Origin of the sequence: Nocardia sp. NBC_01329 (assembly GCF_035956715.1) — a bacterium.
Lineage (GTDB): Bacteria > Actinomycetota > Actinomycetes > Mycobacteriales > Mycobacteriaceae > Nocardia.
In genome coordinates, this window is sequence record NZ_CP108381.1 from 5,863,218 (window position 1) to 5,885,504 (window position 22,287).

Annotated in this window: 17 protein-coding genes; 10 read left to right on the top strand and 7 right to left on the bottom strand. The window is 69.1% G+C overall.

The genetic code is table 11. The features are described from left to right. The first annotated feature begins 25 nt into the window (after positions 1 to 25). The 5 genes from OG405_RS26615 to OG405_RS26635 all read left to right on the top strand — a co-directional run bounded on the left by OG405_RS26615 (position 26) and on the right by OG405_RS26635 (position 5,848). Positions 26 to 1,120 carry a hypothetical protein gene (locus OG405_RS26615; RefSeq protein ID WP_327149145.1) on the top strand — a complete coding sequence of 365 codons (1,095 nt, stop codon included), beginning with the start codon at positions 26 to 28 and terminating at the stop codon, positions 1,118 to 1,120. Between the two features lie 67 nt (positions 1,121 to 1,187). After that, on the top strand, positions 1,188 to 2,678 hold the full coding sequence (locus OG405_RS26620; protein ID WP_327149146.1) for a hypothetical protein: 1,491 nt from the start codon (positions 1,188 to 1,190) through the stop codon (positions 2,676 to 2,678). A gap of 241 nt (positions 2,679 to 2,919) precedes the next feature. Next, a complete protein-coding gene (locus OG405_RS26625) occupies positions 2,920 to 4,752 on the top strand; it encodes a phosphoenolpyruvate carboxykinase (GTP) (protein WP_327149147.1) in 1,833 nt (610 codons plus the stop codon). Positions 4,753 to 5,010: 258 nt separating this feature from the next. Then, positions 5,011 to 5,193 (top strand): hypothetical protein, encoded by a 183-nt coding sequence (locus OG405_RS26630; RefSeq protein ID WP_327149148.1) that lies wholly within the window; start codon positions 5,011 to 5,013, stop codon positions 5,191 to 5,193. Positions 5,194 to 5,533: 340 nt separating this feature from the next. Beyond that, positions 5,534 to 5,848, top strand: a complete 315-nt coding sequence (locus OG405_RS26635) for a hypothetical protein (protein ID WP_327149149.1) — start codon at positions 5,534 to 5,536, stop codon at positions 5,846 to 5,848. Between the two features lies 1 nt (position 5,849). Here OG405_RS26635 and OG405_RS26640 read toward each other — a convergent pair whose 3' ends face one another. After that, positions 5,850 to 6,575 carry a class I SAM-dependent methyltransferase gene (locus OG405_RS26640; protein WP_327152538.1) on the bottom strand — a complete coding sequence of 242 codons (726 nt, stop codon included), beginning with the start codon at positions 6,573 to 6,575 and terminating at the stop codon, positions 5,850 to 5,852. A gap of 340 nt (positions 6,576 to 6,915) precedes the next feature. On the opposite strand from OG405_RS26640, the gene OG405_RS26645 reads away from it, so the two are divergent. Continuing rightward, positions 6,916 to 8,115: a glycosyltransferase family 4 protein gene (locus tag OG405_RS26645; protein ID WP_327149150.1), complete on the top strand. Its 1,200-nt coding sequence runs from the start codon at positions 6,916 to 6,918 to the stop codon at positions 8,113 to 8,115. Between the two features lie 43 nt (positions 8,116 to 8,158). Here the strand turns inward: OG405_RS26645 and OG405_RS26650 are convergent, their stop codons facing one another. Next, entirely contained in the window at positions 8,159 to 9,958 is a 1,800-nt protein-coding gene (locus tag OG405_RS26650; RefSeq protein ID WP_327149151.1) for a hypothetical protein, read from the bottom strand. Between the two features lie 137 nt (positions 9,959 to 10,095). Between OG405_RS26650 and OG405_RS26655 the strand changes: the two genes are divergently transcribed. Next, complete coding sequence (locus OG405_RS26655) at positions 10,096 to 11,271, top strand: polysaccharide biosynthesis protein (RefSeq protein WP_327152539.1); 1,176 nt, start codon at positions 10,096 to 10,098, stop codon at positions 11,269 to 11,271. Here OG405_RS26655 and OG405_RS26660 read toward each other — a convergent pair. From OG405_RS26660 to OG405_RS26675, 4 genes are all read right to left on the bottom strand, one after another. Then, the gene (locus tag OG405_RS26660) at positions 11,228 to 15,472 is read right to left on the bottom strand and encodes an alpha-(1->3)-arabinofuranosyltransferase (RefSeq protein ID WP_442790793.1); all 4,245 of its coding nucleotides are present in this window, start codon (positions 15,470 to 15,472) and stop codon (positions 11,228 to 11,230) included. The genes OG405_RS26655 and OG405_RS26660 overlap by 44 nt on opposite strands. Before the next feature lie 104 nt (positions 15,473 to 15,576). After that, entirely contained in the window at positions 15,577 to 15,747 is a 171-nt protein-coding gene (locus tag OG405_RS26665) for a DUF2613 domain-containing protein (protein ID WP_327149153.1), read from the bottom strand. A gap of 164 nt (positions 15,748 to 15,911) precedes the next feature. Beyond that, positions 15,912 to 17,012 (bottom strand): isochorismate synthase, encoded by a 1,101-nt coding sequence (locus OG405_RS26670; RefSeq protein ID WP_327149154.1) that lies wholly within the window; start codon positions 17,010 to 17,012, stop codon positions 15,912 to 15,914. A 30-nt stretch (positions 17,013 to 17,042) separates the two neighbouring features. After that, on the bottom strand, positions 17,043 to 17,555 hold the full coding sequence (locus OG405_RS26675; RefSeq protein ID WP_327149155.1) for a universal stress protein: 513 nt from the start codon (positions 17,553 to 17,555) through the stop codon (positions 17,043 to 17,045). A gap of 104 nt (positions 17,556 to 17,659) precedes the next feature. On the opposite strand from OG405_RS26675, the gene OG405_RS26680 reads away from it, so the two are divergent. Both OG405_RS26680 and OG405_RS26685 read left to right on the top strand, forming a co-directional pair. Next, on the top strand, positions 17,660 to 18,841 hold the full coding sequence (locus OG405_RS26680) for a glycoside hydrolase family 3 N-terminal domain-containing protein (protein WP_327149156.1): 1,182 nt from the start codon (positions 17,660 to 17,662) through the stop codon (positions 18,839 to 18,841). Between the two features lie 167 nt (positions 18,842 to 19,008). After that, entirely contained in the window at positions 19,009 to 19,641 is a 633-nt protein-coding gene (locus OG405_RS26685; protein WP_327149157.1) for a TetR/AcrR family transcriptional regulator, read from the top strand. Positions 19,642 to 19,661: 20 nt separating this feature from the next. Here the strand turns inward: OG405_RS26685 and OG405_RS26690 are convergent, their stop codons facing one another. After that, positions 19,662 to 20,903, bottom strand: coding sequence for an acyltransferase family protein (locus OG405_RS26690; protein WP_327149158.1), 1,242 nt, complete (start codon positions 20,901 to 20,903; stop codon positions 19,662 to 19,664). A gap of 202 nt (positions 20,904 to 21,105) precedes the next feature. On the opposite strand from OG405_RS26690, the gene OG405_RS26695 reads away from it, so the two are divergent. After that, positions 21,106 to 22,287, top strand: a complete 1,182-nt coding sequence (locus OG405_RS26695; protein WP_327149159.1) for a DUF3068 domain-containing protein — start codon at positions 21,106 to 21,108, stop codon at positions 22,285 to 22,287.

Genomic DNA, 22,287 nt, shown 5'->3' on the forward strand with positions numbered 1-22,287 from the left:
GGCAGTAGAGGGATCGGACAGATATATGCGTGAGGTGGGGTCGGTTGATCCGCTGGACCGGCTGATCTCGACACTGCGGATGGGCGACGGGGCGGACGCGGGGATCGCGAACGGTATCGAGGTGGCGGCGCAGCGCTGGCGGACCCTGCCGCGCGCGCAGGTCGCCGGGCGCACCCGGGCCGGGCGGACCACGGTCGCCGGAGCCCTGGGACTACAGCCGGGGGTGGAGACGGCGCCGGTGGACGAGCCGGGATTCCCCGATCCGGTGCTGGACGCCGATATCGTCGTCTATGTCCTGGCCAGTACGCCGTCGCCGGGTGATCGGCGGATTCTCGCGTCGTTGCGCCCGGAGCGCACGATCCTGGTGCTGAACAAGGCCGACGCGATCGGCACCAGCTGGGCCGACGCGGTGAACGCGTCCAGGAAATTCGGCCAGGAATTCGGTCTGCCGGCGTTCCCCCTGGTCGGATCGCTGGCGGCGCGGACCGTTTCCGGTGCCTTCCAGGAGTCCGATCTCGCTTTGCTGCGCCGGTTGGCGCAATCCGGTACAGCGGCGGCGGTCTCCGCCGAGGCGTTCGTCTCCCCGGCCGTGGGCCCTGATACCGCCGCCCGCACCGAGCTGCTCGAACACTGGGATCTGTACGGACTGGCGTGCGTACTGGCAGCCCTGGAACGCGAACCGGAGCTCGCGCCGCAGATCGTGTTGCAGATCCTGCACACGGTCAGCGGGATCGATCCGGTGGCACGACTGCTCGGGCAGCGCTACCAGCAGGCGATATCGCGCCGGGCCGGCACTCTGATCGATGAGCTGACCCGGCTGGCGGCGCGCGCGGTACCGCACGGGGGCAGCCGGGCGCGGGCGCTGATCACCGAATACCTGGATACCGACGAGGCCCGGTGGCTCGGCCTGTGCGGCGGTCTGGTCGACCCCGAGGTCGCCCATCTGGCCGCCGGTTACCCCCGGCCCGAGCCCGAGGACGCCGACGATGCGCTGGCCCGTGCCATCCGGTGGCGGGCGGTGGTGGCCGGTGAGATGTCGCCGGCCGCGCGTCGGGCGGCCGTCCGGGTCCACAACGGATACGTCCGCATGTGGGAGCGGATGAGCAGTGTCGGACTCTGACCGGGGTCCGGCGGACGTATCGGCGGGTCTTCCGGAAACTTCCGCAGAGTCGGTGGCCGAGAACACGGTGCCTCCGGAACATGGACTGCCCGACGGGGTCGCCGAGGTGGTGGGGCGCTGGAACCCGCAGGGTATGGCCCTGCTGCGCACGATCTCGGTGACCGGTTCCGCCGCGGAGGTCAAGGTGATCGGCGCCGACGATGCCAACACCACACTGCTGCGCACCGAGCTGACCCGCGTCGAACCGCGTATCGAACTGAGTGCTCCGACCGCCGATCCCCGGGTGAGCGCGGCGCCGGGAACGGTGGTGCTGCTGATCTTGGACGCCGGGGTGGTGATCGGCGCGGCGGAACTGGATATCGTGCGCCGGCTGGGTGCCGAGGGGGCACGGGTGCTGCTGGTGTTGAACGGCACCCAGGCCCACAAGGAATGGCAGCTGGTCCGCGACCGCAGCGCCGAGCTGCTGGCCGCGGCGGGTCTGGACTGCGAGATCGTGCCGGTTTCGGCTCGCCTGGCGATGGCCGCCCGGAGCGGGACCGATTCGACATTGCTCGATCGGTCCGGGCTCGCGGCACTGCACGCCCGGCTGATCGCGCTCACCACCGATGCCGCGACCGCTAGCGCGCGCCGCGCGGCGGCGGTGGCCCAGGTCGTCGCCGGGACCCGGGAGCGCATCGTGCAGGAGGAGACGCTACTGCGGTCGGGTACCGAGACCGAGCTGCTGCGCGGGGAACGGGCCCGGCTGCTGGCCGACCGCGACGGCGGTCGCGCGGTGGCGGTATCGACTCTGCGCGCACAGATCAATCTGGCCCGGGTCGATCTGCTCACCCAGGTCGGATCCCGGGTCCGCGCACTGCACACGGAGGCCCGCGCCGAACTGGACAGCATGGACGGGGCGGGGCGCCGCGCTTTTCCGGAGCGACTGCGGCAGGCGGTCGGTCAGCTGACCGCGACGGTGGATACCGATATCGCCGCCCGGTTGACCGAGCTGCGGGTGCGCGCGGCCGCCGCGCACCCGGCGAGCGTGCCACCGCCGGAGGGCGCGCCCACGCTGCGGTACGAGCCGGCGCCCACGCTCGGTCCCGATCCGCAACCCAGGCCCGGGGGTGTCGAAGATCACCTCATGATCGTCTTGGGCGCCTCGGCGGGGGTCGGTCTGGGACGCCTGATGGTGTCGCCGCTGGCGCTGGTTCCGGCTCTCGACGCGGCGAGCATTCCGGTCACCCTGCTGCTCGGGGCGGGCGCCGCCGCGTGGGTGGTGCGGGCGCGCCGCCAGCTCGCCGACCGCGATCATCTACGGCAATGGGTCGCCGACGCGGTGGCGAATGTGAAAGCCCAGCTCGAGCAGCGCGCGGTGACGGCGCTGGTCGAGACCGAATCCGAGGTGTCCGACGAGATGGTGCGAGCCGCGGCGGCCGGCATGGTGGATGTGGATCGCCGGGTCGCCGAACTCGAGACGGCATTGCGCCGCGCCACCACGGGACAACCCGGCCGGCTCGCCGCCTGCGCCCGGGACAGGCAGATACTGGAGCAGTGGACACCGGCCTCCGGGAAATAGTTTGTCCACCCCTATTGATCGGCAACCCGATTCCATAGGGGCCGCAATACCGCGTTAATCTCTAGACAGGAACCTGGACGTCCGCTTCGCCCTTTGTACACTGCCTCGATCCGGCGGTGCACAGGATGGACCGTTGCGGAAGCCTTACCCGCCAACGGTGGCGCTAGGTGTTTTCGCGCTGGTCACGGGCCCAAGGGCCAGGGCGGAGGCATTCTTCGTCGCCCATTTCAGGAGAGTTTTCATGACCTCAGCGACCATTCCCGGTCTTCGTGGATCCGACGGCACCGCGCCGACCGAACACAGCGAACTGCTCGCCTGGGTTCAGGAGGTCGCCGAACTGACTCAGCCGGATCGAGTCGTCTGGGCGGACGGTTCCGACGCGGAATGGGACCGGCTCACCACCCAGCTCGTCGCGGCGGGCACCTTCCGCAAACTCGACGAGAAAAAGAAGCCGAACTCGTTCTTGGCTTTATCCGATCCTTCCGACGTGGCCCGGGTCGAATCACGCACGTTCATCTGTTCGAAGACCGCGGCCGATGCCGGGCCGACCAACAACTGGGTCGATCCCGCGGAGATGCGGGCCACCATGACCGAGCTCTACCGGGGTTCGATGAGGGGCCGCACCATGTATGTGGTGCCGTTCTGCATGGGTCCGCTCGGCGCCGACGACCCCAAGCTGGGCGTCGAGATCACCGATTCGGAATACGTCGTGGTGTCCATGCGGGTGATGACCCGGATGGGACAGGCCGCGCTGGACTCGCTGGGCATGGATCGGCCCTTCGTCAAGGCACTGCACTCGGTGGGCGCACCGCTGGCCGAGGGGCAGGCCGATGTCCCGTGGCCGTGCAACGACACCAAATACATCACCCACTTCCCCGAGGATCGTGAGATCTGGAGCTACGGTTCCGGCTACGGCGGGAACGCGCTGCTCGGCAAGAAGTGCTACTCGCTGCGGATCGCCTCGGCCATGGCCCATGACGAGGGCTGGCTGGCCGAGCACATGCTCATCCTCAAGCTGATCTCCCCGGAGAACAAGGCCTACTACATCGCGGCGGCTTTCCCGAGCGCCTGCGGTAAGACCAACCTCGCCATGATCCAGCCGACCGTGCCGGGCTGGCGTGCGGAAACCCTGGGCGACGATATCGCCTGGATGCGTTTCGGCGCGGACGGCCGTCTCTACGCGGTGAACCCGGAATTCGGTTTCTTCGGTGTCGCGCCCGGTACCAACTATTCCTCCAATCCCAACGCCATGGAGACGCTGGGGGCCGGTAATACCGTCTACACCAATGTCGCGCGTACCGACGACAACGATGTGTGGTGGGAGGGTCTGGAGGGCGAGCCCGATCACCTGATCGACTGGAAGGGCAACGACTGGTATCTGCGGGAGACCGAGACGCTGGCCGCGCACCCCAACTCCCGGTACTGCACCCCGATGTCGCAGTGCCCGACACTCGCCCCGGAATGGGACGACCCGCAGGGCGTGCCGATCTCGGCGATCCTGTTCGGTGGTCGCCGCAAGACGACGGTGCCGTTGGTGACCGAGTCCTTCGACTGGCAGCACGGTGTGTTCATGGGCGCCACCCTGTCGTCGGAGCAGACCGCGGCCGCCGAGGGCAAGGTCGGCACCGTGCGCCGCGACCCGATGGCCATGCTGCCGTTCCTCGGCTACCACGTGGGCGACTACCTGGGCCATTGGATCAATCTGGGCAAGAACGCCGATTCGGCCAAACTGCCCAAGATCTTCTACGTGAACTGGTTCCGCCGTGGCGACGACGGCCGCTTCCTGTGGCCGGGCTTCGGCGAGAACTCTCGGGTGCTGGAGTGGATCGTCGGCCGGATCGAGGGTTCCGCCGACGCCGAGAGCACCGCGATCGGTCAGGTGCCGACCGCGGCCCAGATGGATCTGGCCGGGCTGGATGTGGAACCCGCCGATGTCGACGCGGCGCTCGCGGTGAACGTCGATGAATGGCGGTCCGAGATCCCGCTCATCGAGGAGTGGTTCGAATTCGTCGGCGATAAACTGCCCTCCGGCGTGCGCGACGAGTTCGAGGCGCTCAAACAGCGCGTGCAGTGATCGCGGCGGTTCATTCGGACTTGTCCGGATGAACCGGTGAATTCTTCTCGCGACCCGCGGCGAATATCTTTCGCCGCGGGCCGCTGGGTATTCCGGGCCAGGACCCGGCCGGGTGAACGTGGGTTCGACGAGGTCGTGTGCCTTATTCTGGATGTGCACTGGATCTCACGATCGCGCAGTCCCGATTGGACCGTCCTGATATCGCCCGATCGGCTCACGCCGTGACCGAGCCGATCACCCTCGAGAGGTGGTTGGAACATGGCCGACGGGTACATCACACCGGAACCCTCCGACGGTATGCCGGCGAGTACACCGCTGCACCGCGCCGCGGGCCGGCTGCAATCGGCGCTTCCGGACGGTTGGCGGGTCGAGGTGGTCGCGGTCGACGATCCGCTGACCGGCGAGCAGCCCGTGCTGCGCGCGTTGCTGGCAACCGATTAGTTCGCTACCCGAATTTTTCCACCGCGGCGCGCGAGATCCGCTGCCGTAGGCGTTCTTTCGTGCCTGCGGCGTTTCTTCCCGGCGGCAATGCCGGACTGTGGCAAACTTTCGGTTCGGATGAATGTTGCCGTGTGCGCGAAGAGAACTCGCGAATTCATCCCTGGAATCGTGCCACTCGTACGCTGTCGGCGCAGGTGGTCTTCGCTCCGAAATCCGACCTCTCGGTTCGTGTTTCATCGAACGCACTATTGCGTTTTGGTGCTGGAAGGCGCATGCTGTTAGCCAGATATCAGCTCGCTCCATTCATCGAACCGAATACCCGCGATTGGGAGAGGTGTTCATGGCGGTGCAAGTGATCGGCCGGGCGTTGATGACCAGCGACCAGACCGACCATCAGGCGAAAAGCGTTGGCAGCGGCGGCTGGGTCGTCTCCTTTCTACCGGGACGCACCCTGACCACAGAGCAGGCGATAGCGGCCATCCAGGCCGCCGAGGCGGTGGCGATGGTCGGCGGACTTGCCGATCTGGTCGGGCTCACCACCCTCGAAACCGTCGGGCTGGCGATTCAGGAATCCCCGTGGACCCGAGCCGAACCGGTGATCCGCAGCGGTTGGCGCGGCCGGATCGGGCGGAGCCGCGCGCAAGTGGCGCTGTAGATCAGCCGGGTTTGCTCGCGACCACCACCAGATTGCTCACCAGTAACTCCCGGATACCCGGTACATGCACCAGCCACCAGGCCCATCGCGGGTGGTATCGCGGGAACAGTACGCGGACATGCGCGGGCGTATGCCGCGACCAGCGCATTCCGTCGGCCGCACGGATCGCGAAAAGGGAGATGCCGAAACGGTTCTTCGGCTCCTTTCCGTTCCGGCGCCGATACCGGCGCGCGGCATACTCTCCGCCGAGGTAGTGCCACGGTCCGGTTTCGTGGCCGCCGAACGGGCCGAGCCACACCGTGTAAGAGAGCACGATCATGCCGCCGGGCCTGGTCACCCGCACCATCTCGTCGGCCATCTGCCACGGATCCGGCACGTGCTCAGCCACATTGGACGAGAAACAGATATCGACCGCGTTGTCACGGAAGGGCAGAGCCATTCCGGAACCGCGGACCGCGGCCGGCACCGAGATACCGGCGGCATGCATCTCCGACGGATCGGGTTCCACCGGAATATAGCGAGCACCGGCCCGGGCGAACTCGTCGGCGAAATAGCCGGGCCCACCACCGACATCGAGCACGGTGGCACCGGTGAGATCGCGGCCGGTCAGGTCGGCGTAGAAATCGGCGAGCAGGTCGGCGCTGTCGGTGGCGATACCGCCGTAGAACCGGGCTGGATCGGTCTGTTCGAACCGGAAACTGTGCAGCAGACGCAGCGACCTGCGCACAGTGGCGCGGCGCGCGAACCGGAAACGTTTCGGCGTCGATCGGGTGAAGGCCGGGTCGGCGGAATCGTCCGGCGCATAACCGGGGCGGGCCGCGGTGTCGATATCGCCGCCCGCCGCGGGCGTTATCCGGTCCACAGGAGATTCCTCGGCGTCGAGCACGATGCCGAGTCTCGCACATTGTGACAAGTGACAGATTCCGCAGCCGGAAAACCCCGGAACCCGGTCTTCGATATCGAATGGACACGCAGGTGGGCGACTTAGCGGACACCTCCGAGCGTTAAGGTGTATCGCGATGCCCATGTCCCGTCCGCGGGACCCGAGCCGACCGGAGAAGTCTCACGTGCGCGAAGTACTTCTGCTCTGCTGGCGTGATACCGGTCATCCACAGGGCGGCGGTAGCGAGCGGTACCTGGAACAGGCCGGCGCGCAACTCGCCGCCCGCGGGGTGAAGGTGACGCTGCGTACTGCCCGCTATCCGGGAGCGCCGAAGCGGGAGCGGATCGACGGTATCGATATCAGCCGGGGTGGTGGCCGGTTCTCGGTGTATCCGCGTGCGTTGGCCGCGATCGCGCTGGGCCGACTCGGTCTCGGACCGTTGCGCGGTATACGCCCCGAAGCCGTGATCGACACCCAGAACGGGATCCCTTTCTTCGCCCGGCTGGTGTCGGGTGTGCCCTCGATCGTGCTGGTTCATCACGGGCACCGGGAGCAGTGGCCGGTGGCCGGCCGGTTGGTGGGCCGGATCGGCTGGTGGATCGAATCGGTGCTCTCGCCTCGGGTGCACCGGGCCGACCAGTACCTCACCGTCTCACTGCCCTCGGCCGAGGAACTGGCGACCCTCGGCGTCGAACGGTCCCGGATCGCGGTGGTCCGCAACGGGGCCGAAGCTGTTCCCGCGCATGTGCCCACCGGCACCGCGGCGGTGCGCTCCACCGACCCCCGGGTGGTGGTGCTTTCGCGGCTCGTTCCGCACAAGCAGATCGAAGACGCGCTCACCGCAGTCTCTCGGTTGCGGACCCGCAACCCCGGGGTTCGACTGGATGTGATCGGTGACGGCTGGTGGGCGGACAAACTGCGCGATCAGGCCGCGGCGCTCGGTATCGCCGACGCGGTGACCTTCCACGGTCATGTCGACGAGGGCCGTAAACACGAACTCCTCTCCCGCGCGTGGGTGCATGTCCTTCCCTCCCGCAAAGAAGGCTGGGGCCTGGCGGTGATCGAGGCGGCACAGCACGGTGTGCCGACCGTCGGTTACCGGTCCTCCCGTGGTCTCACCGATTCCATCGTCGATGGTGTGACCGGGGTGCTGGCCGACGACGCCGATCAACTGGCCGATATCGTCGGTGAGCTGCTGGACGACGCGGCCGCCCGCACGATCATGGGTGAGAAGGCCCGCGCCCGGGCCCGGGAGTTCTCCTGGGAATACACCGGCTCCGGTGTGCACCGGGTGCTGGCCGCCGCCGCTGCGGGGCAGCGGGTCAGTGGGCTCATCTCGCCCGGGGAGGATACGATTCCGCCGGCACTCGGATCGCATCGGTGACTCGGCCTCCACGCCGAACCCGATCACGCCCGGTAGCGGATCCTCAGCGCCTGGCTCTGCGGCTCAGGGTGCTGTACCCGTAGGTGGCGAGCGGTGCGATCAGCAGGATCGCCCACAGGATATGCGCGGCGATCACCAGGGATCGATGTTCCGGCGTAGGCCGCGGCCGCACGTCCGGGACCTGGTAGAGCGCCAGTTCGCCGGTGCTGTGGACCGGCCGCAGTTGCGCCAGCGTCGCGGTGGAGTTTCCGAGTGGGCCCGGGGTGTCCCGTTCGACCAGGACCCAGCCGACACCGAACTCTGCCAGCCGGCCCGCCGGTCCGCCTTCGAGGAGTAGATCCTCCACGATCTGCGCGCGAGCGCCCTCGCCGGTCACTGTCAGATCGTGGACCGGTAGTGCGCCGGTCTGCAGGACATCGCGCGGCAGCATCCGGGGTGCCGGGTCCAAGACCGGGGCGGTGCCGCTGTAGGGGAAGCGCCGGAACATACCGCCCGGCAGTACGGCGATATCGCCGGGTCCGTCGATCCGCTCGGCCACCTCGTGCCAGGAATCGGGGTAGTGGATCGCCCGCATCTGCCCACCGACACCCCAGCCCAGATCGAGCAACGGCAGGGTGAGCGCTCCGATGAACAGCGCGGCCCATGCCGGCGACCAGCGCGCCGGGCGGTCGGCGGGTGGGGTCGGTGAACTATTGGAGCCGGTGTCCGCGGCGTCCCGGGCGGCCCTCTTGTCGTCGCTGCCGGCGAACCGGAGGCATGCGGCCGCTGCGCAGAGCGCGTACCCAGGGGCGGCGAGCGCCACGAATTTCTGGGTGTCGCGCAACAACCCCGCGCCGGGAATTTCGACGACCAGCCATTCCAGGACGGTCAGCCCGGCCGGGGTGGCCGCGACAGCCGGGACCAGCACTGCCACACCGGCCAGCGCGATCAGTAGCCGGCGAACCCGGGTGCGATCGGGGTTGCTGTCTGCCGCCACCACTGTCCGCAACCCGAGCGCGACGATCGCGAGCAGTACGACTGTCGCGAGCGCGGCGATCGGAGTGGTCCGCGATACCGGTACCGCCTCGGCGTTCCAGATACCGCCCAGCCCGGCGAGACTGCCCACGGTGGCGAGCCACGGTTCGGCGCGGGCGGCGAAGGCGGTGACACCGGCCGGGTCGGACGGTTCGGCCGCGACCCCGGAGACCGCGGTGGCGACGAGCCACGGCGCGCTGGCGACGGCCGCGAGCACGAGAACTCCGGCACTGCGTCGCCATCCCACCACCAGCACGGCGACGGTCGCGGCCAGTAGGGCGCCGGTGGGGGTGAGGCCGGCTGCTGCGAGGCAGCCGGCCAGCGCGGACCAGTTCCGGAACCGTTCGAACCGGTCACCGCCCGCGATACGCAGCCGGAGCGCGGCCAGCACCGTCCACGGGAGGGCGGCGTAGCCGGTGAGCAGGCTCCAATGGCCCTGCAGGAGCCGTTCGGCGATATAGGGATTCCAGACCACGAGGGTGGTCGCGACCAGCTGCGCCGCGAGCGGGGCACCGAGCAGTTCCCGAACCAGTACGGCGGCGCCGTACCCGGCGGCCCACAGTGCGGCGACCAGGATGACCTTCACGATCAGTCCGCCGTCGATCAGCGGGGAGAGCGCGGCGAGCAACCCGTCCTGGGGTACGGCGCGCGGCGCCGCATCACCCAGGCCGAGCGCGGCATCGGTCGGATAGGAGCGCGGGGTGCTCACGGCATCGCGGAGCAGCAGATATCCGGGCCGCAGCAGCGGGACGGTGATGAGGAGAGTGAGCAGCAGGCTGTAACCGGCCGGGAGCAGATGCGTCCACCGCCCTGCACGTTGCGCACTCACGGCCAGTCACCCTACGTCCGGTCGCCGCGGCGGGGCGGACCGGTATACACACCGGGTCGGGTGGGACACTTGCGCTCGTGCAGTACGTTCGCCGTCTTCCCGCCGTGGCGGACATGACCCTGGTGACCGCGGGGGCGATGACCGCGAATATCGCCAGCTATCTGCTGCAGTTGCTGGCCGGGCGCTGGCTCGGAGTAGCGGGCTACAGCGAGTTCGCCAGCCTGCTCGCGGTGCAGCTGCTGTGCGCGGTGCCCGCACTGGCATTGCAGAACGTGGTGGCGCGCGAACTCGTGCACGGGGCCGATATTTCCGCGTTGCGGGTGTTGCGCCTGCGGTGCGCGCTGCTGGTGGCCGCGGCAGTCGTGATGCTGGTCCCGGTGGTGAGCGTGGTGCTCGACGTCGGGATCGCGGCGTCGGCGGCAGCGCTGGGGTCGGCACCCGCGCTGGTAATGCTGGCGGGTGAGCAGGGAGTACTGCAGGGGGCACGCCGCTTCCGGGGACTGGCCGTGGTGCTCGGGGTCGCCGGTATCGCCAAAGTGATCCCGGCGCTGGTGGTGCTGGCCTGCGGTGGCGGCGCGACCCCGGCGCTGTGGGCCGCCGCCGCCGGTATCGCCGCCGCCGCGGTGTATGCGCGGACGGTGGCGGGCCGCCCGGCGGCTCCGGTATCGGCGGGCGATCCCGGAACGGCACCGGGCGGGGCCCCGGGATCACCGGCCGGGGTTTTCGCGGTCCTGCAGGCCGCACAGGTGCAGGCGGCGTTGATGGCGCTGTCCTCCGCGGATCTGATCGTGGTCCGGATCGTGCTGGACGAAACCGATGCCAGCCGTTACGCCCTGGGCACCATCGCCACCAAGGTCGCGTTCTGGTTACCGCAGGCGGTCGGGGTGGTGCTGTATCCGCGGATGGCGCAACCGGCTCTGTCGGGTTCGGCGGTCCGCTCGGCGCTCGCGGTGCTTTCCGGAATCGGGGTGTTCGCCGTGGCGGGGGCGGCGGTGGCCGCGCCGCTGGCCCCGCTTTTCGCGGGTCAGGACTACGCGCCGATCCAGGGCCTGCTGTGGTTGTTCGCGCTGCACGGCGCGATTCTGGCGGTGCTCCAGGGGGCGCTGCTCTCGGCCATCGCGGTGAAGCGGACAGCGCTGGCGGGACTCGCGTGGGCCGGTCTGGTGCTGGAGGTGGTCCTCATGTTGACCCTGGCGAACAGCATCACCGAGTTGATCGCGACGGTCGCGTCGGTGGCAGCGGTGACCACGACCCTCGTCGCGGCATTGGTCATCCGAGCGGCGGCGCGTCGTCGGCTTCCGGCTCCCGCCTGATCCGCGGCAGCGCCGACAGACCCACCGCGACCACCGCCACCAGCGCCGGGAACTGGACCCACAGCGAATCACCCATATACCCGCCCGGCATCCGCCACGGGCCGGTCGACAGTGCGGCCGCCGAGACCGCGGTGCCGATTCCGGCGACCGCTGCGAGGACGCGGCGGGGGACCCGGGGCGCGAACCGCAGCGCCGCGAGACCCGCGACGGTCAGCACGACGCCGGTGACGCCGGCGATCAAGGTGGCGGCGGCCGCCAGGCCGAGGGTCGCGAGTATCCGCGGCGACCACACGCCCGGCGTCGGTGTGACCGGCCGGGCCCGGGGGCCACGGGGGACCGCGAGCGCGATGAGGGGCAGCAGCAGTAGCAGCCCCAGGCCGATAGCGACCCGGTACCAGCTGTCGATCGGGAAGGAGACGGTGACCGGACCGGTGGCATCGGCCGGTAACAGCCAGCCCTGCTGCCAGCCGTCGACCACGATCGGCCGGAGTTCGCGGCCGTCGGCAGTATGAGCCGACCAACCGCTGTTGGTGCTCAGCGGGAGAGTCAGCAGCCGGGTACCGTCGCCCGGAGCGGGCGCCGGTGGCTGGGTGTTCATCAGGCGCAACCGGTCGACGAAGAACAGATCCGTCGGCGCGACCAGGACGTCGACCTCGCCCACCGGTAGCGAAACCGGTCGCACGGAACCGGGTTCGGTGGCCGGGAAGGCGCCGGTGTCCTGTGGTAGATCCGGGCACACCCGTGCGGGAACAGGTTCACCGGAACGCAGTTCGCCCACGGTGGCGGTGACGCTGGTGTGTACCAACCGGCCGCCCACCGCGATGGTCGGGCCGGTGTCGCAGCCGACGGTCACCAGGCGGTCCGCCGGGGCGGGCGGCGGATAGTCCGGGCCGAGTACGCCGACCTCGGCGAGCCCCGGCGGCTGGGGCTGGTGGTAACCGAGCGCGGTCCGGTCCAGCACCGATTCCCAGCTGCGGATGTTCAACTCGATCCGGTCGGTCACCGTGGGATGCAGATCGATCCGGGAGATCTCGTCGGGTTCCTCGAGTTCCCGGACCTGCGGACCGTTACCCAGATTCACCGTGACGGAGGTGGGTGCGGCGGGCAGACCGCCCAGGGAAGGGGACAATTCGAGTCCCGTCACCAGGGTGGGTTCCGGAAGTTCGAGCGTCAGAGCTGGTTTGGGCCCGAGTGGGTCGCGGACGGTATCCTCCGGTGCGGTCCAGCTGGTGCGCGGATCGCCGTCGGTGGCGGCGAACGCGGAACCGCGCAGGTCACCGACATCGGAAGTGCCGCGCGCCACGGGGCGGGCGGGATCGGTCAGCAGTGCCTCCAGCGCGGGGCCCTGGCGCGGCCGGACCATGAGCACCGGATCGACGATGGCGGGCGCGGGCACCGAAAGAGTGCGGCCGAAGGGTCCCATCTCCTCCGGTGCCAGCGCCAGCCCTTTCCCGCAGCGGACCCGGTCGGGGCTTTCGAAGCACGCACTGCGGCCGGGGAATTCCTGGCCGAGATCCCAGCCGGTCACGGGGGCGTCCGGCGGGGGCGGCGGCAAGACCGTCCGATGTCGGATCTCGACCGGGACGGGAGCGTCGCGGACTGTGTAATCGTCCAGCCCCAGTTCGCTGATCCCGAACTGGCCACCGGTGCTACCACGTTCGGTGCGGATGGCGGTGATCTTCACCCATTCGGTGGAGCCCACCGGCAGTGCGACCGAAACCGGTTCGCCCGGTTCGCTGATGCGGGCCGAGACGCTGCCGTTGTCGGTGCGCACCTCCACCCATTTCACGGGGTCGCCGATGGCGGCCGGGGTGGTGGTGAAACGCAGCAATCCCGATTCGAACGGTGTATCGAGGTCGAGCCGGATCCATTGGCCCAGGGCATATTCGCCCGCGTTGCTGATCCAGGCGGTCGCCGGATCGCCGTCCACCGCGGCGGCGGTCGAGTTCCCGGGGGCCGCGCCCCCGATCTGTGTGGCGTCGGCAGCCGAACCGGATGCGGTGATGGTCGCACCGGTCCAACCGCCCTGGACCGGCTCGGCTCCCGGGACGTCGTAGTCGGGAACCAGGTTGTGGGTGTGCCGCGCGTCACCGGGGGCACGTAGGGCGGAGCTGTGGTTGTCGACCCTGCCGAAATCGGTTTCCCGGTTCATCGGGGTGTCGGTGACCGTGACCGGCCCCACCGGTAACCCCGCCGCCGCGGCATCGGCGGCGAACAGGGTGGGTTCGTGTGAGGTGGCGGGGTCGCGGTGCAATCGTTCCAGGACCTCGGGCCCACCCTGCACCACCGGGACCGATTCGAGGGGGACGGTATACGCGCCCGGGAACTGTTCGGGCGCACCGGTTCCGCCGCGCAATTCCGCCGGGGTGCCGGGGGCCGGTGTATCGACCCGGTAGATCTCCACCGCGGGGTAATCGGGTCGCAGATCCGCGTCGACTACGAAATCGTCTCTGCCGGAGTCGTTTTCCACCGGATCCCCGAATTCGGCGACCTTGCGCAGCCCCGGCGAGCCCTCCACCGCGCTGTGTGCCAGCATCGGTCTGGTCGAACGGGAGGTATCCGGATCGAGATCGTTGCGCAGCACCAGCACGCCGATACCTTGTCCGCGCAGGGTGGCGGCCAGCCCGTCCGAGGGGCGTCCGTCGGCGATCAGCCGCTGCACCGAATCCATCGCCCGGATGGTGCCGGGCGGATTCAACGGAACAGCGTCACGCACCGCCCATGGGCTCCGCGCCAGCGCCTGTAGGGGTTCGTCCCGGGTCAGGCCCCACACCTGGCTCCCGAAAGGGGCGCCGGGAACGACCAGAGCGCGGGTGTCGGCGGCGTTCTCGTGCAACCAGTCGGCGGTCTGCTGCCAGTAGGCGGGGACCTCGTCGTACGCGCCGCGCGGCGCGAGTTTACCGGTCCAGGCCAGGGAGCTGGACAGAGCGAGCGCCCCGAATACCAGGAGGGCCACCGCGACCCGGCGGTCCCGGTGCGGGTTGGCGAACGCCGGGCGCCAGACCTCGGGACCGACGGAGGCGGGTAGGGGCACCTTGGCCAGCAACTGGGCGATACCCAGCACCAGTGGCAGCCGGATCAGCGGCTCCAGTTTGTGCACATTGCGCAGGGGTGCGCCGCCGGAATCGAGGAAGACCCGGATCTGTTCGGCGAACGGCCCGCCCAGTTGCCCCACATAGCCCGCGCAGATCCCGGTCAGCCCGACGCAGAGGATCAGTACCAGCCGTCCGCGCGACGGCATCGACGGCAGCGCCAGCCCTGCCATCCCCACCGCGGCGATCAGGCCGGTGGCCAGGACTGCGGCGGGCTGGGTGACCAGGACCGCGCCCGCGATCCGCTCCGGGGAGACGAACGGTGTCCAGCTGTCGGTGCCGCGCAGCACCTCGCCCAGCGAAGCCCACTGTGTGGTGACCCCGGAGGATTCGATGTAGTCGAGGAACGGCGGACTGACCCGGCCGAGCAGGAGCAGCGGTACCGCCCACCAGGCCACCGCCAGCGCGAGCAGCGGCACCCAGGCCAGCGTGAACCGCCACCACGTGCGGTTGGGGCGGAAACTGGCCCACCAGAGCAGTGCGGGCAGGAAGGCGGCCACTGTGGCCACCGCGTTCACCGCCCCCATCAGTGCCAACGCCACGGCGCTGCCTGCCGGTGAGCGTGCCCCGCCGCGCCGGTGCCGGCGGTACGCGGTGCCGAGCGCGGCGGGTGCGAGCAGAACCCACGGCGCCAGCATCATCGGCAGCGTCTCCGAGGAGATCGAGCCGACGGTCGTCAATACCCGGGGGGAGAGGGCGAAGGCGGCGGCCGCGATGACCCGCGAGCCACGGCTGCCGATGCCGAGCGTTTCGCAGAGTTTGACCACGCCCCAGAAACCGGCGAGCAGCAAGAGCGCCCACCAGACACGCTGGGTGATCCAGGCGGGCAGGTGCAGTAGATCACCGAGGGCGAAGAACGCGCCGTGCGGGAAGAAATAGCCGTAGGCCTGGTTCTGGACCTGACCCATCGTTGCCTGGCTGCTCCACAGATGGGCGGCGCGGGCGAGGAAGCCGAGCGGATTCTCGGCCAGATCGTATTTGGTATCGGCGACGGTGAGGCCGGGGGCCTGCAGGAAGGTCAGCAGGAATGCGGCGAAAGCCGATCCGAGGAACCAGCGCCGACCCAGTTCGGCGGTGGGCGCCGGGTCGGGGACGGAGCGGGGGGCCACGTCGGCGGGTTCGACGGGGTCGGACTGGACGGGCACCGTGGGTCAGGCGTTTACCGTCCCCGCCGGAAGGAACCGGCGGGGACGGGACGAGATCGGGCCGGGTCTCAGCGCTTGCCGTATTCGACGTTGTTCAGCAGCGAGCTGTCCGCATTGCCGCTGCGGTCGACCTCGGGGCGGGTGTTCTGCTGCAGCGCGGCGGTGATGGCGAAGACCGCGATCGCGCCCAGCAGGGCGCCACCGACCGCACTCGCGACACCGGGGACAGCAAACTTCATCGCAGCACTCCAAACTCGACGCAGGCAGATATCTGGGTCAACCTAGCAGGACCGGACGGGTCCGGATAGGTACCGTCGGGTGTTTCACCCTAACGGTTCCGGTCGGCCGGGTACCGACTGCGGTCCGCGCCTGTCCCGGGTGCGGTTGCTCGGACCCGCGGTTCTCATGCGTCGCCGGAAGGTACGGCGCAATCGAGAGCGCCGAGCAGAGTGCGCAGTTTGGCGGTGGTCTCGGCGAGTTCGGCGTCCGGGTCGGAGGCCGCGACGATCCCGCCGCCGGCGTAGGCGCGCAACGTCCGTCCGTCGGCCGCCAGCTCGGCGCTGCGGATGGCGACCACCCAGGTCCCGTCACCGTCGGCGGTGCACCAGCCGACCGCGCCGCCGTAGAAGCCCCGGTCGGCCTCGTGATCGGTGATGTATTCGAGCGCGTCCGCGGTCGGGGTCCCGCACACGGCCGGGGTCGGGTGCAGCAGCAGGGCGAGTTCGAGCGCGCTGGGCGCCGGGTCCCGCAGGATCCCGTGGATCGGGGTGCCCAGATGCCAGACATCGTGTGTGGCGACGAGCCGCGGCCGCTCGGGGACCGAGAGTCCGGAGCAGACCGGGGCCAGCCGTTCGGCGATCCAGTCCACGACGAACGCGTGTTCGGCGTGGTTCTTCGCGCTTGCCGCCAGCAGGTCGGCCTGCGCGGTATCGGCTGCCCGGTCCGCCAGCCGGGGCAGAGTGCCGGCCAGCGGATACAGCTCCACCGCTGTGCCGCGGCGTTGGATCAGAAGTTCCGGGCTGGCGCCGAGCAGCGTCGCGCCGGGGCGCCCGGCGGGCGTGAGATCGACCGCGAAGACATTGGCGCGCGGATGCCGGGTCAGCAGATATCCGGCGACCACCTCGGGGTCCAGGACGGCGTCGGCCTCGGCGCGCACCGACCGGGCCGCCACCACTTTGCGCAGGCGAGCGTCGGGCTCGTTCAACAGCTCCACCAACCGGGCCACCCGGGCGCGATGTCCGGCCGGGTCGGGGGTCTGCTCGACCACCCGGACCGCGGGCAGTTCCGGGAGAGCGGCGGGTCGCCACGGCCCCACGGTGTCGAGCAGGGCATCGGGTTCCACCAGCGCGGCCGGTCGGCGTGGATCGAACGGTAATGACCCGGCTATCGCCGCCGCGGTCCCGTCCCGGAGTGCGGCCGCGGCCTGCCACGGGTCGCGATGGACGGCGCGTACGCCGCTGCCGCGCACCACGCTGTCGGGTCGTGCCAGCAGGAACCCGGTCATACGCCGACCGTAGCCCGGTTCGCGGCGACCCTATTTCGCGGCGTGATCGTTACGCCCGTTCGGCCGGTCATCGGCTCGTTGCACCGGGGGCACCAGGAAAACCGGGCGATGGCAGTGTTTGAGGACGGCGTCGGCGACACTGCTGTGCACCAGCGCCCGTAACCCGGTGGCGCCGCGGGTGCCCGCCACGATGATGTCGACGTCGAGTTCGTCGGCGACCTCGACGACCGCCTGCCAGACACCGGTGGCGTATTCCTGTATGCGAGCCTCGGCGTTCAGGCCCGCCAGGCCTGCCAGGTGCACGCCCTCGTCGTTGATTGCGCGGGCGGTGCTGTAGGCGATGTCCTCGAGTTCCTCGTCGGGCACCCATTCCGGTTGCACCATCCCGGAGATGCCGGATATTCGCGCCGCCTGCCGCACCATCGGCTCCCAGGCGGTGACGACCACTGCGCGGTCGGCGGCGAGGAAACGCCCGGCGTATTCGATCGCGCGTTTGGCGTGTTCGGAACCGTCGTATGCGATGAGCATCAGATCGCAGGGCATATCAGCTCCTCCGAGGCGCAATCCTGACCGGTGTTACCAGATTACCTCCGGGCGGAAGCCGAGCCGAGGTTTCACGGTCGCGGTGCTCGGGCTACCGTCGACCGATGCGGAAGATACCGTTCGTCCTGCTCGCGGTGCTCGCCGTGGTCCTTGCCGGCTGTTCGGGCGGTGACGGCGGCGGCTCCGGTACCACGACCACCGCGAGCCCCGGTGGCGCGACCGGTCCCGAGGGCGCGGCCGGTGGTGAAGCCGGCCCCACCACCACAGCCGGCGGCGATTGCGCCGCCCAGTTCCTGGGGCAGTTCACTACTCGGGAGAAGCTCGCGCAGTTGCTCACTGTCGGAGTGACCGGCACCGACGACGCGCTCGCCGTGGTACGCGACCATCAGGTCGGCGGGATCTTCGTCGGCAGCTGGACCGACCAGTCGATGCTCACCGAAGGTGGTCTCGCACAGGTGACGGCCGCGGCGAAAACGCCGCTCATGGTGACCACCGACGAGGAGGGCGGCCGAGTGTCGCGCCTGGGGAATCTGATCGGTACCGCGCCGTCGGCCCGGGAAACCGCGCAGACCATGACATCCGATGAGTTCTACACCGCGACCCTGGACCGCGCGCGTGCCATGCAGGACCTGGGGATCACGGTGGATTTCGCCCCGGATATCGATGTGAGCTCCCAGCCCGATGATTCGGTGATCGGTGACCGTTCGTTCTCCGACGATCCGGCCGTGGTCACCGACTACGCCGACGCGTATATCCGCGCCATGCACGAGGTCGGTCTCGGTACGGTGCTCAAGCATTTCCCGGGCCACGGGTCCAGCACCGGTGATTCTCATCTGGGGGCCGTGACCGTGCCTCCGCTGTCGGAGCTGAGCGATAGCGATCTGGTGCCGTTCCGCGAGTTGATCGATTCGGGTTCCGCCGTGATGGTCGGTCACCTCGATGTTCCCGGTCTGACCACCCCGGGCGTTCCGGCGAGTATCAGCCCGGAGGTGATGAATTTGCTGCGTGAGGGCTCCGGGTACGGGGCGGCGCCCTTCGACGGCCCGATCTTCACCGACGATCTGAGCGGAATGGCCGCGATCACCGATCGGTTGTCCATCGAGCAGGCGGTGGAGGCCGCGCTGGTGGCAGGCGTGGACAATGCCCTGTGGATCAGTACCGACGCCGTGGGTCAGGTCCTCGACCAGTTGGAACAGGCGGTGGCCGCCGGGCGGTTGCCGATGGAACGAGTGGACGCCTCCGTGCTCCGGATGGCCGACTACAAGCGGGTACCGCGCGCCTGCTGAGCGGGCGGTGACGGGCCGGCGGGGGGCCGGCCCGGGCGAGACGGGGGTTTCGGGTTTCCGGCCGTCCACCGGAAGAACGTCGGCGTGCGCGCATCGCGGCCGGTGGTTCCGGTCCTGCGGAACTTACTTTGGAGTAATATAGAGAGCTCACGCGGCTAGGAGATGTAATGGCGGGCGGTACGAAAAGACTTCCGAGAGCGGTGCGCGAGCAGCAGATGCTCGATGCCGCGGTCGAGGTCTTCTCGCGCAAGGGCTTCCACGAAACCTCCATGGACGCCATCGCCGCCGAGGCCGAGATCTCCAAACCGATGCTGTATTTGTACTACGGCTCCAAGGACGAACTCTTCCGCGCCTGTATCCAGCGCGAGGGCCTGCGCTTCCTCGAATCCGTCGCACCCGCCGGCAACCCACTGCTCAGCCCGCACGAACAATTGCGCACCGCGCTCGAGGGATTCCTCGGTTTCGTCGATATGCACCGCAATTCGTGGCAGGTCCTGTACCGCCAAGCCCTCGGGCAGCAGGCATTCGCCTCGGAGATCGAGAACGCCCGCGAGCGGGTCATCGAGTTGACCGCCAAGCTGCTGGAGTCGAGCGCCAAACACGCAGATCCGGGCACCAACTTCGATATCGTCGCCGTCGCCGTGATCGGCGCGGGGGAGGCCATCGCCGATTCCGTGGCCGACGGCCGGATCGATGTGGCCGAGGCGGTGGATCTGCTGGACGCGCTGGCCTGGCGGGGGCTGTCGGGTCGCAAACCGGGGTCGGCCGATACCGCCGAATCGATGGATCTGCCCGAATAGTGGCAAGTGAGCCGGCCGGTTCAGGATTTCGCGGGCCGCGGCCGGTCCCGGCGTCGCGCCCACTGTCGGCACGGCTCTTCCACCAGGGCGTGGCTGGCCGCGGCGATCGGCAGGGTGAACGCGATCGTCAGCACCAGCACGACTCCGAAGTCACCTTGGAACGGCAGGATGCCGAATACCGGGAAGATCACCGACAGCACGGCGAGATGCCACATGAAGATGCCGTAGGACCAGCGCCCCGCGGTCGCGACCGGTGCCGCGGTGAGCCAGCGGTGCGGTTTGTCCGGTGGTCCGAGCACCAGCGGAGCCAGCAGTGCGAAGCCGAGCACCGCGCCGAGCCCCATCTTCGCGGCGTACTGCCACGGTTCTGCCCGGGTCAGTCCGGCGACCCCGCCCAATCGTGTCGACGACGCCACGAACGCCGCGGCGGCGATCGCCCACATGACCGGCTGGTTGCCCAGTAGCCGCAAACGCTGCCGCCAGCGGTTGTCGCAGGTCAGTTCGGCGAGCAGCATGCCGCCCGCGAACCAGGGGATATAGGCCGGGAGCCAGTTGTCGGCGTGGATGGCGTCCGGGGTCGGGACCGGGATGAAGTTCCAGCTCAGAAAAGCCAGCCCGAGTGCGAGAACCGCCGGTACCCGCGCCGCCGCCGCGCGGCCGCGCAATCCGTGCAGCAGCCAGGCCAGGAACGGCAGCGCTATATAGAAGGCCACCTCGACCGAGAGACTCCACATCTGAGTGAGTCCGTCGGTCAGGGTGAGGGGAACGAAAACCTGGAGCAGCAGCAGGTTCGAAATCCACACCTGTAGACCGGCGGTGCCCGCTGCTGCCGGGACCAGGACGAGGACAGTGCAGACCACGACCCAATAAGCGGGCACGATCCGGGCCACCCGATGCCGCAGGTAGTACCCGAGCGTGGGTGCCTCGCCGAGCCCGTGCGCGGTGAGCGCGTGCGGGCGCCACAGCAGGAAACCGGACAGCGCGAAGAACACCGCGACGGCCATATCGAAGCGTTCCAGCAACCGGCCTCCGGGAATACCGGTGGTGCCCGTCTGGAAGGCCACGTGGGTGAGCAGTACACCCAGGGCCGCCAGGCCACGCATACCCTCGAGCGCGGGGAGGAACCCCCGCTGACGCGCCGCGGGCCCCGGCGTCCGGCCGGACGGGCGGGTGCCATTGTCGGCCTCGGCCTGGTCAGCGGTGGGGCCGGCCGGTTCGACGGGCGGTCGGGAGCCGGTATCGGTCGTCGGGGTGGTCGTCATCGGGGTCCAGTCTGCCGGGCCGCTCGGGCGCGTAGGAAGCCGGTATTTCACAATGAGGGTTAGACTCCCCCCGATTTCGGTCCGATTCCGGCCTCGCCACCGCCCGGGTAACCTCCAGGCTGTTAGTGTCGGGGCTCACGAGTGCCGCGGCGCCCCGCTGTACCCGCGGAACGACCTGTGTTCTACGACGAGGAGACTTTGCATGGCACTGAGTGCCGGAACCAGAAGGACGGTTGCCTGCGTGCTCGTGGGTCTCGGCGCGTTGCTGATCGTCGCCGCGTTGATGATCCCGACCTACACCGTCAGCAAAATGGCCAAGACTCCTCTCGATCTCGAGATCACCACGGTCGCGGTCAATCAGAAGGATCAGGAAAGCCTGGTCCTGGACTCCTCGTCGCTGACCGCCGAGGGCCGCTCGGCGGAGGTCAACAAGAACGTGCCGCTGGTCTCCCAGCGTTTTCTCACCGTCGAGGATCCCTCCGACGCCGACGAGATGACCATCCAGGCGGGTAACACGCTGCGCCGGATCGACAAGTCCGGTGACACCGGCGTGCTGACCGCCTACGTCGACCGGGTCACCATCGATCGTACGACCGGTGAGCCGGTGGCCGCCGATCCCAACGGTTCGATCGCGATCACCACCAACTCCAAGGGCGAGGCGCTCGCGGATCCGGTGCAGCACACGGGGCTGCAGTATCGGTTCCCGATCGGTACCGAGAAGAAGACCTACCCGTATTTCGACGTGCTCGCCCGGACCACCACCGATATGGAGTTCCAGGAAGAGACCGAGATCAACGGCACCAAGGTCTACCACTTCCGGCAGAACGTCCCGGTGACCAACCTGAACGATGTCTCCAAGGCGCCGACCAACAAACTGGAACTTCCCGCCGCCAAGTGGGGCGTCGAGGGTGGCGAGGAACCGGTCACCATGTACCGCTTCTACGGCAACACCCGCGACGTATGGGTCGAGCCGGAGACCGGCACGGTCGTCAAGGGCGGCGAACAGCTCAACATCTTCTACGGCCGCAGTGCCGACAAAGTCGAGGTGCAGGCGCTCAAGGCCAATATGGTCTTCGATACCGACACTGTCGAATCGCAGCTGGCCGTGGCCAAGGACAATATCGACACGCTGTCGCTGTTCGGCCGGGTGCTGCCGATCGTCTTCGGCATCATCGGTGTGCTCGCGCTGATCGCCGGTATCGCCCTCGGGCTGACCGGTGGCCGCGGTGGTAACCCGGCCCGGCCCACCGGCCCCACCGGTCGCCGCCCCGGTGGGAGTTCGCCGGTCGCCGCCTCGGCCGCCGACGCGCCGACCACCACGCTGCCGCGCACCGGCGACGCGGACGCTCCGACGGAGACCATCAAGCTCCCGAAGAATCTCTGA

Excerpts from the sequence above, each read along its gene's own strand:
- OG405_RS26615 (WP_327149145.1), top strand. The coding sequence starts at position 26 with ATGCGTGAGGTGGGGTCGGTTGATCCGCTGGACCGGCTGATCTCGACA.
- OG405_RS26625 (WP_327149147.1), top strand. The coding sequence starts at position 2,920 with ATGACCTCAGCGACCATTCCCGGTCTTCGTGGATCCGACGGCACCGCG.
- OG405_RS26630 (WP_327149148.1), top strand. The coding sequence starts at position 5,011 with ATGGCCGACGGGTACATCACACCGGAACCCTCCGACGGTATGCCGGCG.
- OG405_RS26635 (WP_327149149.1), top strand. The coding sequence starts at position 5,534 with ATGGCGGTGCAAGTGATCGGCCGGGCGTTGATGACCAGCGACCAGACC.
- OG405_RS26655 (WP_327152539.1), top strand. The coding sequence starts at position 10,096 with ATGACCGCGAATATCGCCAGCTATCTGCTGCAGTTGCTGGCCGGGCGC.
- OG405_RS26665 (WP_327149153.1), bottom strand. The coding sequence starts at position 15,747 with ATGAAGTTTGCTGTCCCCGGTGTCGCGAGTGCGGTCGGTGGCGCCCTG.
- OG405_RS26670 (WP_327149154.1), bottom strand. The coding sequence starts at position 17,012 with ATGACCGGGTTCCTGCTGGCACGACCCGACAGCGTGGTGCGCGGCAGC.
- OG405_RS26675 (WP_327149155.1), bottom strand. The coding sequence starts at position 17,555 with ATGCCCTGCGATCTGATGCTCATCGCATACGACGGTTCCGAACACGCC.
- OG405_RS26680 (WP_327149156.1), top strand. The coding sequence starts at position 17,660 with ATGCGGAAGATACCGTTCGTCCTGCTCGCGGTGCTCGCCGTGGTCCTT.
- OG405_RS26685 (WP_327149157.1), top strand. The coding sequence starts at position 19,009 with ATGGCGGGCGGTACGAAAAGACTTCCGAGAGCGGTGCGCGAGCAGCAG.
- OG405_RS26690 (WP_327149158.1), bottom strand. The coding sequence starts at position 20,903 with ATGACGACCACCCCGACGACCGATACCGGCTCCCGACCGCCCGTCGAA.
- OG405_RS26695 (WP_327149159.1), top strand. The coding sequence starts at position 21,106 with ATGGCACTGAGTGCCGGAACCAGAAGGACGGTTGCCTGCGTGCTCGTG.